This is a genomic window from Streptomyces sp. NPDC051020 (genome assembly GCF_040683105.1).
Taxonomy (GTDB): domain Bacteria; phylum Actinomycetota; class Actinomycetes; order Streptomycetales; family Streptomycetaceae; genus Streptomyces.
Genome location: NZ_JBFBCG010000146.1, coordinates 1 through 9,456, shown reverse-complemented (window position 1 = coordinate 9,456; position 9,456 = coordinate 1). Strand labels below are relative to the sequence as shown.

Below are 9,456 nucleotides of genomic sequence, written 5' to 3'. Positions count from 1 at the left end.
CTACCCCACGCTCTTCCGATCTCCCCCGGGGGGGGGTCGCACCAAGAGGCCGGGGCGGCGCCCCACCCGAACGCGCCGCCCCGGCCGCCAAGCCCTGTGCCAGCCGCAAGACGGGCGCACCAGAACCGCAGAGGAACCGGCGCCCGCCATCGACCCGGAAAGCCCAGACCATGGACATGAAGTTCGAAGTAGTCGTGATACCGGTCACCGACGTCGACCGTGCCAAGGCGTTCTACACCGCACTCGGCTGGCGGCTCGACGCCGACATCACTACGGACGCGCACTTCCGCGTCGTCCAGGTGACCCCGCCCGGCTCCCCCGCCTCCGTCATCTTCGGCACCTCGGTCACTTCCCAGACCCCCGGCAGCGCCCAGGGCCTCCACCTCATCGTCGAGGACATCGAGGCCGTCCACCAGGAACTCAAGCAGCGCGGCGCCGAGCCGGGCGAGGTGTTCCACGACGCAGGCGGAGTGTTTCACCACGCCGACACCGACGCGCGCGTCCCCGGACCGGACCCCAAGCGCAGCAGCTACGGCTCCTTCCTCTCCTTCAGCGACCCCGACGGCAACGGCTGGGTCGTCCAGGAGATCACCACTCGCCTCCCCGGACGCCAGGACCCGTCGGTCCTCAGCTTCAGCTCCCCCGCCGCGCTCTCCGCGGCGCTGCGCCGCGCGGCAGCCGCCGACCCTCGCCACCAGGGGGACAGCACCGATCCCAGTGGGACTGGTACGCCGCCCACGTCGCGGGCCAGCAGACCGGAACCGATCCGTCACAGTGACGAGCGGGTCGGGCAGAGTCCAGCAAGTCGCTACGTCGGCCCTTCCTCGCCCACTCCGAGGCCCGCCTTATACCCGTGCTCGGCGCGGCCGGGACGCTGGATGTCGGGGCGGTACTCGCGCACCGGGGAAGGATGGCCGCCCACTGGAAGGACGAGAACCAGGTCGACTGGCTGGCATCCGTCTCCGTCGATCTCGTCCGGGCCACGGACGGCTCGTCGGCCCTCGGCAGGTCACCTTGCACACAGCCGAGAACAGAGTCCTGCGCCTCGACGCACGCCACTCGGTCGCCGTGTCGACCGGGATCGGTCCGGCCCTGCCCCCCTCCATCCCCGGTCTGGAAAGCGCCCGGGTGTGGACCAGCCGCGAGGCCACCAGCGCCAAGAGCGCACCCGCGCGCCTGGCGGTGGTCGGCGCCGGGGTGGTGGCCGTGGAGATGGCCACGGCATGGCAGGGGCTCGGCTTGCAGGTGACCCTGCCGGCCCGCGGCGACGAGCTGCTGTAACGGGCGGAGCCGTTCGCCGGGGAACTGGTCACCGGGGCTTCGCGAGGCCGGTGCCGACGTGCGGTTCGGTGTCGAGGTGGCCGCGCTCGCGCGCGACGCTGGCATCGGAGAGGCACGGATCACCCTCACGGACGGTGGCAAACGGGTCACCGACGAGATACTCGTCGCCACCGGCCTCGGCCTGGAGACCGTGGAAATGGTCCCCGGCGATTGGCTGAACGTCGACGACACCTTCCGCGTCACCGCCGTCCCCGGCGGGTTGCTGTACGCGGTCGGTGACGTCAACCGCCGTGCCCTGCTGACCCATCAGGGCAAATACCAGGCCCGGATCGCAGGCGCCGTGATCGGCGCGCGAGCCAAGGGCGAAGCGGTCGACGAGTCCTGGTAGGGCAGGCATGTGGCGACCGCCGACGGTGCGGCCGTACCGCAGCAGGTCGTCTTCACGCCCCGGAGATCGCGTCCGTGGGACGCACTACCCGTGAGGCGGAACGGACCGGGCGCCGGGTCGACGTGGTCGACTACGACTTCGCACAGCTCGCGGGGGCGCAGCAGTAGGGGCGCAGCAGTAGGGGCGCAGCAGTAGGGGCGCAGCAGTACCTTCCCGGATACCAGAGGCGGGCGCGGATGCTGGTCGATCCCGAGCGTTGACAATTGTCAAGGTGACTGACCATATTAATAGCAGTGAAGAGGAGTGTGGAACATGCCCAGGCCCAGCATGCGTGAGCAGCTGATCGAGGCTGCCTCCAGCCGCTTCCATGAACACGGTTTCAATGGCAGTGGCATCAAAGACATCACCGAAGCGGCTGGGACCCCGAAGGGGTCCTTCTACAACCACTTCGACAGCAAGGAGTCCATGGCTGTCGAAGTAATGAACCGCTACGCCCACGGGCGCCAGATACGCATGCTCGCCGCTTCCGCCACCCCAGCCGTCGAGCGCATCCGCAGGCACTTCGAGTACATGTCGAAGGACCTAGAGCAGTACGAGTACACCCGGGGCTGCCTGTTCGGGAACTTCGGGGCGGAGCTGTCCACCCAGAGCCCGGTCATCCGGGAGGAAGTGGCCCGCAGGCTCGCAAGCTGGGAGTCGCTCCTGGCCGCCGCTCTGGACGAGGCGCAGGAATCGGGAGCGCTGGCGAGCGGAGTGGACAGCGCCCTGCTCGCACGGTTCCTGGTGAACGCGTGGGAGGGGGCGGCGTTGCGGGCGAAGGTCACTCGCAGCGGGGCACCGCTGGACGACTTCTTCACCGTATTCGACTCGCTGATCACCGTGCCGCCTGCCGCCGAGGCGGACTCCGAGAAGGCGTGACACACGCCGGCCGGGAATAGCGAAGGAGCCGGTCCGCCCCGAAAGCCGGCTGACACCAAGGACGCTCACGGGGAGATCTCCCCGTGAGCTTCCTGTCGTCTCCGTCATTTCCGTCGCTTCATCGGCGCCGCGGACGCAGAACCAGCCCACCGTATCGGACCCACCAGATCAGCGAGGCGTGAGTTCGTCCGCGTGAATCGCCCTCATCGCCCGCTCGACGTACTCGTCGTTCTCCCCAACCGGAGCCACATAGTCGAGGACCTCACGCGCCGCCTCCTCGCCGAGCGTACGGGTGATCACCCAGGCCCCGAGATAGTGGGAGGCGAGGCAGCCACCGGCCGTGGCGATGTTCCCCTCGGCGTGGAAGGGCACGTCCAGGACAGTGACACCGCGAGCCTCAACGTAGGGCCGGGTCATGATGTCGGTGCACGCCGGCATGTCACCCAGAATCCCCAGATGCGACAGCACCAGAGCGCCGGAGCACTGCGCCCCGATCAACTGCCGCGACGGCGTTGTCAGGTTGAGCGAGTGCTCGAGGGTGTGAGCCGGTTCGGCGCGTTTCGGCTTCGGTGGTGACAGCGGCTCAGGCCACGGCGGGCAGGCCGGCGACACCGGTGATCTGGTCCCAGATCTCGAAGCGGTGATCATCTCGGCGCGGTAGGTCGGGGGCGGTCATCAGGTGGCGGCGGGGTCGGAAGTGGGGTGAGATGCCGCTGAACGCGGCCAGGAACCGTTGTGCGGCACCCACCGATCGGAACCCTTTCATCGCGCGCTCGCGTGTCCTCGTCGGCTGGTGGGAGTTCTCGGCCCGGTTGTTCAGGCCCTTGTGCGAGCGGTGTTCGACCGACGGCATCTCGTGGCGGTGGGCGGCGCCGTAGGAGCGGAGCTTGTCGGTGACGATCACCCGGGGCACCGACCGGGTCTTCTTCATCAGCTTCCGGAAGAAACGCCTGGCCGCGGCCTCGTCCCGCCGGTTCTGCAGCAGGATGTCGAGCACGTTCCCGTGCTGGTCCACGGCCCGCCACAGGTACCGCTGCACGCCGTTGATCTTGACGAACACCTCGTCCAGGTGCCACTTGTCACCAGGCCCCGGACGGCGCCGGCGCAGAGCAGCGGCCTAAGCCGGGCCGAACCGGCGCGTCCACTGGTGGACTGTCTCGTGGCTGACCTCGATGCCGCGCTCGAGCATCAGCTCCTCGATGTCGCGCAGGCTCAGGTTGAAGCGGTGGTACAGCCACACGCAGTGGGAGATGACTTCCGGCGGGAAGCGGAAACCCCGGTACGACGGCGTCATCACGGACAGCCCCTCCAGCGATCCGACCAGACGGATGATCATGCCGCCCGAGGAGGCCACCACTCAACCTGACAACACCCTCCGGCGCCCTGATGAGCTGCCGGTCGGCGGCCTGCCAGTGCAGGAACGCGTCCTGCACGGCGTCTTCGGCGTCGGCGGCGGAGCCCAGCAGCCGGTACGCCAGCGAGGCCAGCCGGTTCCGGCTGGCCTCGAACCGGCTGGTGTCGAAGCGATCAGTGGCGGTGCTGTCCACGCGGACCACCCTGGGCGGCCACGCGAGGCGCCTTCGCGGCGGACCCGTCAGGCGCTGCGGCCAGGCGGTGCTTGCGCCTGGGCAGGCCGACGGTGGGGTGCTGGGCGCCCCACAGCCCGCCCCTGGTGAGGCGCTCCTTGATCCACGCAGGCTTCCTGCCGCCCGCATACTTCGGCTTTGCCTGCCCTTCGTCGTCGACCTTCTGCAGGATCGCGTCCCGCCGCCCGAGGGTGATGTAGTTGTGCGTGTAGACCAGCTTGGTGCGCGCGATCTTGCGGCCGGTCAGGCGTCCCACGATCGCCTCGACGGCCTGCCGGCCGGTGTCGCCGCACGAACCGCAGGACATCGGCATCGGCCGGCCGTTGTCGCGGACGGCGTAGGCGCTGTCGCCGATGGCGTAGATGTCCGGGTGCGAGACCGACCGCATGGTGCGGTCGACGACGATCCGGCCGTTCTCGGTGACCTCCAGGCGGGCGGCGGCGGCGATGGGGTTGACCGCGAATCCGGCCGTCCACACGGTTGCGTCGGACGCCAGGGCGGTGCCGTCGGCGCACAGCACCCGCGCCGCTTCGACGGCTTCGACGGTGGTGTGCTCCACGACGGTGATGCCCAGCCGGTCGCAGGCCCGGCGCAGGTGGCCGCGGGCGCCGGCGGAGAGCCGGGCGCCCAGCTCGCCCCGGGCGATCAGTGCCACCGACAGGCCGGGCCTGGCTTCGGCGATCTCGGTGGCGGATTCGATGCCGGTCAACCCGTCGCCGACAACCAGCACATTCCCGCCTGCGCCGGGCTTGTCGAGGCTGTCCAGGCGCTCGCGCAGGCGCAGCGCCGAGGGCCGGGAGGCGACGTCGAAGGCGTGCTCGGCCGCGCCGGGAACGCCGCGGACCTCGCCGTGGCTGCCGAGCGCGTAGACCAGCGTGTCGTAGCCGAGTTCACCGCCGCCGTCGGGGTCGGCCACGGCGACGACCCGCCGCTCGGGGTCGACGGCGGTGACACGGGCCACGCGCAGCCGAATCGCCGTGCCCGCGAAGACGTCGGCGAGCTTCGGAGCCTCGATCTCCCGGCCGGCCGCGAGCTGGTGCAGCCGCATGCGCTGGACGAAGTCCGGTACGGCGTTGACCACGGTGATCTCGGTGTCCGCAGGGGACAGTCGGCGGGCCAGGATCCCGGCCGTGTAGGACCCGGCGTAGCCGGCGCCGAGGACGACGATGCGGTGCTTCATATGCTGCTCCTGTCGGTTCGCCTGTTCTCGGTGGTTGAGCGGAACAGCGCCTCGATTGCTGACAGGAACTAGGTGTGACATGGGCCACAGAGCGAAAGGATCACCGCGAGGCCGACTCGGGGGAGTCCCTCATCGTGTCTGCGCGCGTGATCGGTCGGCGGCGTCGGCAGATGTGCGGGGTCGGGGCACGGCGGCAACCGGTCATAGGTCAAGCCGGGTGTCCATGTTCAGGCGGAAGGTGCCGTACGGATTGACGTTGGACCAGAACAGCGCGGTCAGCCCGCGCCGGTCCCCGTCGCTGCGACATCCCGTGAGTTCTCCGGAGCCCAGTTGAGTATCTGCTGCTGTGGCCAGGGGGTTCTTCCTCTCGCAGGTGTCTTGCCGCCGGGTGACGTAAATTCGGGATTCTTGAAGCTTTCTCATGCCGTTCGGCCGATGCGCAGTCGTGGTGAAGGTGAGGAGGTCCAGGTTGGCCCCGGGGACGGGAGGTTTGCCGTGCCGGTCGACCGGTCTGAGCGACGATCCGCATCCGCACAGACTTCCTGCCGGGCGCCTGTGCGGCGTGTTCGGTCCTGTCGGTCGCACTTCCGGTTCTGGCCCCTGCCTTGACGAGAGATGCTGGGTCGGGGTGCCTGGCATTGTCCGGCCTGCGGGAACGCCTGGTCGGGCATAGCGTGACGGTATGCGCAGCGTCTGACATGGGGTGCTCAGGTTCGGGGTCGTACCGATCCCCCTCCAGCTCCATGCCTCGGCCGAGGATCATGACATCGCCCGGCACGAGGTGCACCGGGAGGTTCGGCGGCTGCGCCGCCGGCAGCGGGCCGTATTGCGTGGCCTGTGGACAGGTGACTGAGTTCCAAGGCATCCGCGACGACACCTGGACGGGAGGTTGTCATGGATCGGTTCATGATTGTCGGTGCCCGGGTGTTCGATGGTGAGCGGGTGCTGGACCAGGTCGACGTACGAGTGGCGGGTGGCCTGATTACCGAGGTCGCGGTCGGTGATCGGCCGCAGCCTGGAGAGCAGGTGGTTGACGGTTCAGGGTCGACGTTGCTGCCCGGCATGATCGACGCACACACCCATGCCGACCGGGACGCGCTGCGATCGGCGCTGCTCTTCGGGGTGACCACCGAGTTCGACCTGCTCTCGATGCCCGAGGTGATGGGTCCGCTGCGCCGCGAGGCCGCCGTCCGTACCAACCTGGCCGACGTCCGCAGCGCCTCGGTGGGCCTCACTGTGCCAGACGGCCATCCGCACCAGCTGCGCCGGGGAATGGGCGATCCGATCTGGCCGACCGCGACCCGGCCCGACGAGGTGCCAGGCTTCGTGGCCGACCGGTTGGCGGAGGGAGCCGACTACCTCAAGGTGCTGGTTGAGGACGGGCGGGTGCTGGGCACCCCGGTGCCCCGCCTCGACCCGGAGGTGCTTCGGGCCGCGGTCCGCTCCGGTCACCAACGGGACGTGCTGGTGCTGGTACACACGCTGACCCTGGAGGCCGCCCGGCAGGCGATCTCAGCCGGCGCGGACGCGCTGACCCACCTGTTCGTCGACCAGCCGCACACCACGGAGATCATCGAACAGATTGCCTCCTGCGGCGCGTTTGTCATCCCGACGCTCACCACCCTGGCCGCGATCACCGGCCAGCCCGCCGGAGCCGAACTGGCCGCTGACCCCCGAGTGAGGTCCAAGGTGGAGCCGGTCTGGCTGGAAAGCCTGACCCGGGTCCGGGGCAGCGTGCCGAGCGAGAACTTCGCCTTCGCCCTGGCCACCGTGGCCGCGCTGCGCGAGGCCGGGGTCGACGTACTCGCCGGAACCGACGCATCGGCCCCGCAGGTGCCCGGGCTGGCGCACGGTGCGAGTCTGCATGACGAGTTGCGGCTGCTGGTGCAGGCCGGGCTGACCCCGATCGAGGCACTGCGGGCGGCAACCGTGCTGCCCGCCCGCCGGTTCGGGCTGTCCGATCGCGGCCGGATCGCGCCGGGGCTGCGTGCCGACCTGCTGCTGGTGGCCGGCGACCCGACCGCTGTCATCGGCGACTCACTTTCGATCCAGGGGGTCTGGCGGCAGGGCGCCCGCCTCCCGCTGACGCGGACCTGCAACAAGGCCTGAGGCGAACCGACGTGGAACGAGGCGAGTCCGGCCAAAGCTCCTGCAGGAAGGAGCACCATCATGACCAGCACCAACAGCGCTTGCCCTACCGACGCCGACACCGCCGCTGGAGGCGGTGGTGAGCAAGTGGTGGACGTTCACGCGCACTTCATCACTAACAGGTATATCGCCCGAGCCATCAACGCCGGACATCGGGAGCCCGACGGCATGCCGGAGAACTACTGGCCGCGGTGGAGTGCTGATCAGCATCTACGGCTGATGGACGAGGCCGGGATCGCGTTCAGCCTGCTCTCGCTGTCTTCGCCTGGGGTGCATTTCGGCGACGATGCTGCCGCCCGGGCGCTGGCCCGCGAGATGAACGACGTGGCTGCCGCTACGGCGGCCGAGCACCCGCACCGGTTCGGCTACTTCGCGGTGCTGCCGTTGCCCGACACCGACGGTGCACTGGCCGAGATCGACCGGGCCTTCCACCGGCTCGGCGCCCGCGGCGTCATCGTGCTGACCAACAATGCCGGTCACTACCTCGGTGACCGGCGGCTGCGCCCGGTGCTCGCCGAACTCGATCGGCTCGGTGCGGTGGTGCTGCTCCACCCGACCTCCTGCGTCGGGTGCGAGAATCTCGCCGTTGGCCGACCGCGGCCGATGATCGAGTTCCTCTTTGACACCGCGCGTACCGTGGTGGACTTCATCCTCAGCGGGGCCGCCGAGCTCTACCCGCGGTTGCGGGTGATCGTGCCGCACGCCGGAGGAGTACTGCCACTGCTCGTCGACCGGGTGGAGCTGTTCAGGTCGATCCACAGTGAGCCTGACGACCGGCGGACGATGGATGAACTGCTCGGCACCTTCCATTACGACTTGGCGGGCACCCCGTCCGCTCCGCAACTGGCCGCGCTGCGTTCGGTGGTCGGCCAGGACCATCTGCTCTTCGGCAGCGACTACGCCTGGACTCGACACGAGCAGGTGCTGCGGGCGATCGGCATACTCGACCGGTCACTGCGACCGGACGGTGGCCAGAACTGGCGCCGACTGACCAACTGCAACGCCCACCGGCTGCTCGCGGACGGACACCAGATGGGCTGAGCGCACTGGCGGCTGTCCGACCTGCCGGAATGCCCGATCACGCCTGGCATGTTGGTATGCCAGCGCTTGGAGTGGCTCGAAGACGCTCTCACCCACAGCACCAACCCACTCCACCTCGGCCTTGTCGTCGGCATCGACGAGAAGGCCGCTGACTGCTTCCCCAGACCGACCACGACTCAGCGTGTTCGCCGCCAACCTACGGGTCTATCCATCAATATGGCGGCATCGGATCCTCAAGTTCCCGCTGAACTGCCTTCAGTCTCCGCAAACTCACGGGGATCTTGGGGTGTGACCGAGATGCGCGTCAAAGGGGCAACGAGATGATCTTGAGCGTTTAGGTCGTCTGCTCGTCGTGCTCGCGCAGCATCCTCATGACGGTGGCGGGCGAGGGGTGCCGCCCCTTCTTCGCGCCGGTGGTGATGACGAGGCGCTTGGCGATGTCGCGCAGGCGGCACCCCCTCGTCACTCCCGAAGGTTGCGTGGAGGACCCGATCTTGGGCAGAGAGCGCGTCGTCGGCGTCCTGCGGCGTTGAAGGAAGGGACGGGACCGGAACACGCCAGAAATGTGCCGTAGTGACCGGTAAGCGCTAGTCAGCGGGTGGCCGAGCTTGGACTGACCAGATCCTCCGTCACGGGCAGGCACTCGGCGAGCAGGTCGACGACGTCGCGCCAGGCTCGCTGCGCGTGCTGTGGGTGGTAGCCGACGCCGGGGACCACGGGGTGGTCGACCGGCGGGTGGTGGAAGGCGTGCAAGGCGCCGCCGTAGACCGCGAGGCGCCAGTCGACGCCCGCGGCCTGCATCTCGGCGGTGAACGCGTTCCGTTGCGCGGGCGGCATGATCGGGTCTTCCGACCCGACCCCGGCCCACACCGGGCAGCGAATGCGCGCCGCCTCGCCCGGTCGGCCCGTGGTCA

At 69.2% G+C, this 9,456-nt stretch carries 6 protein-coding genes and 5 pseudogenes; 5 read left to right on the top strand and 6 right to left on the bottom strand.

Going from position 1 to position 9,456, the window contains the following annotated elements; translation table 11 throughout:
* Positions 1-170 precede the first annotated feature (170 nt).
* The 3 genes and pseudogenes from AB0N06_RS36820 to AB0N06_RS36810 form a co-directional block, all read left to right on the top strand.
* Positions 171-518 (top strand): annotated as a pseudogene (locus AB0N06_RS36820) (VOC family protein); the annotation flags it as partial.
* A 275-nt stretch (positions 519-793) separates the two neighbouring features.
* Positions 794-1,926: pseudogene (locus tag AB0N06_RS36815) on the top strand (FAD-dependent oxidoreductase); the annotation flags it as partial.
* A gap of 55 nt (positions 1,927-1,981) precedes the next feature.
* Entirely contained in the window at positions 1,982-2,587 is a 606-nt protein-coding gene (locus AB0N06_RS36810) for a TetR family transcriptional regulator C-terminal domain-containing protein (RefSeq protein ID WP_366139042.1), read from the top strand.
* A 168-nt stretch (positions 2,588-2,755) separates the two neighbouring features.
* Here the strand turns inward: AB0N06_RS36810 and AB0N06_RS36805 are convergent.
* The 4 genes and pseudogenes from AB0N06_RS36805 to AB0N06_RS36790 form a co-directional block, all read right to left on the bottom strand.
* Positions 2,756-3,097, bottom strand: a pseudogene (locus AB0N06_RS36805) (AraC family transcriptional regulator); the annotation flags it as partial.
* A gap of 73 nt (positions 3,098-3,170) precedes the next feature.
* Positions 3,171-3,881, bottom strand: a pseudogene (locus AB0N06_RS36800) (IS6 family transposase).
* A 79-nt stretch (positions 3,882-3,960) separates the two neighbouring features.
* Positions 3,961-4,134: pseudogene (locus AB0N06_RS36795) on the bottom strand (sigma factor); the annotation flags it as partial.
* Positions 4,115-5,353, bottom strand: coding sequence for an FAD-dependent oxidoreductase (locus AB0N06_RS36790; RefSeq protein WP_366139041.1), 1,239 nt, complete (start codon positions 5,351-5,353; stop codon positions 4,115-4,117). The gene AB0N06_RS36790 and the pseudogene AB0N06_RS36795, both read right to left, overlap by 20 nt.
* 906 nt (positions 5,354-6,259) lie before the next feature.
* On the opposite strand from AB0N06_RS36790, the gene AB0N06_RS36785 reads away from it, so the two are divergent.
* On the top strand, positions 6,260-7,462 hold the full coding sequence (locus AB0N06_RS36785) for an amidohydrolase family protein (RefSeq protein ID WP_366139040.1): 1,203 nt from the start codon (positions 6,260-6,262) through the stop codon (positions 7,460-7,462).
* 60 nt (positions 7,463-7,522) lie between these two features.
* The gene (locus AB0N06_RS36780) at positions 7,523-8,542 is read left to right on the top strand and encodes an amidohydrolase family protein (RefSeq protein WP_366139039.1); all 1,020 of its coding nucleotides are present in this window, start codon (positions 7,523-7,525) and stop codon (positions 8,540-8,542) included.
* Between the two features lie 334 nt (positions 8,543-8,876).
* On the opposite strand, the gene AB0N06_RS36775 is transcribed toward AB0N06_RS36780, so the two are convergent.
* On the bottom strand, positions 8,877-9,008 hold the full coding sequence (locus AB0N06_RS36775) for a hypothetical protein (RefSeq protein ID WP_366139038.1): 132 nt from the start codon (positions 9,006-9,008) through the stop codon (positions 8,877-8,879).
* Positions 9,009-9,133: 125 nt separating this feature from the next.
* A partial coding sequence (locus AB0N06_RS36770; RefSeq protein WP_366139037.1) for a dienelactone hydrolase family protein occupies positions 9,134-9,456 on the bottom strand: 323 nt, incomplete at its 5' end.